The sequence below is a fragment of the Hydrogenivirga sp. 128-5-R1-1 genome (assembly GCF_000171895.1).
In genome coordinates this window covers 1-1,160 of the sequence record NZ_ABHJ01000473.1, presented here as the reverse complement: position 1 = coordinate 1,160, position 1,160 = coordinate 1, and the positions used below count along the sequence as shown (strand labels likewise).

The window sequence follows — 1,160 nt, the reverse complement described above, 5'->3', positions numbered from 1 at the left end:
ACACAGTTGTTTTGTATAGAAATGTAATATCTTTACCTCATGCAAGTGAAACAATTTTTATAAAATCCCTTAAAATTCCAAAATTTCTACTAAAAAATAAAAAGAAATTTTCTTCTATTACAGTTATTTTTGGTTTTCTTAATTTAGTGTATAGAATTATCAACACAAAAAACAAAATTAAAAAAGAAGATTTATGTGTAGCTTTTGATGACTACTTTGGTTTAGTTGCAGTATTTTCTTGTAAAAAGGTTATAGTTTCGGTTCATAATTCTCCATCAAAGTTATACAATGGAAACTTAACCCATCTATTACCTGACTGGGTTTACAAAAAAATATTAATTAAACATTTATACAAAAAAGACAGAGTAAAAAAAATAGCAGTCGTAAGTGAAGGTATAAAAAAAGAGTTAATAGAAGTTTTTGGAATTCCAGAAAACAAAATAGAAGTAATATATAATTTTTTTGATAAAGATAGTATACAAAAAAAAGCTAATGAAAAAATAGATATAAACTTTCCTTATATTGTAAATGTTGGACATTTGAACAAACAAAAAAATCAAGAAACACTTATAGATATATTTTATGAATTAAAAAAGAAATATAGCATTAAAGAAAAACTTGTAATAATTGGAGACGGTATTTTTAAGGGGAAATTACTAAAGAAAATCAAATCGTATAATTTATCTAAAGAGGTTTATCTTCTTGGTAAAAAGGAAAACCCTTACCCGTACATAAAAAATGCAAGAGTTTACGTTTCAACCTCTTTATTTGAAGGTTTTCCTACAGTTTTAGTAGAATCTGCAATCCTTCAAGTACCAATATGTGCATTAGATGCCCCTCACGGCATAAGTGAAATCACATTAAATCCTGCTGTAGATAAACAAAGTTTAGTAAAAGATATATTAAGTGTTTTAAAAAATAAAAAATATATGCAAGAAAAAATAGATTTTCAAAATAAAATTTTAGCCTTAAAATTCGATAATAATTTAAACAAAAAAAAGTGGATAAAGATAATTAATGAAAATTTATGAAATTGAAGATTTAAACATTATGATAAGCCTTTTTTGTCCGGGAAAATGTGTCAATTGTAATATATGGACTTATCCAAAAGAAATAATCACCAAAAATGAGATAGATACAGCTCTTATAAATAAAGCCTA

Annotated in this window: 1 protein-coding gene; it reads left to right on the top strand. The window is 24.7% G+C overall.

Annotated elements, in window-relative coordinates; translation table 11 throughout:
* The coding region (locus tag HG1285_RS18995; RefSeq protein WP_008289622.1) for a glycosyltransferase at positions 1–1,031 on the top strand (1,031 nt) is incomplete at its 5' end.
* Between the last annotated feature and the right edge of the window lie 129 nt (positions 1,032–1,160).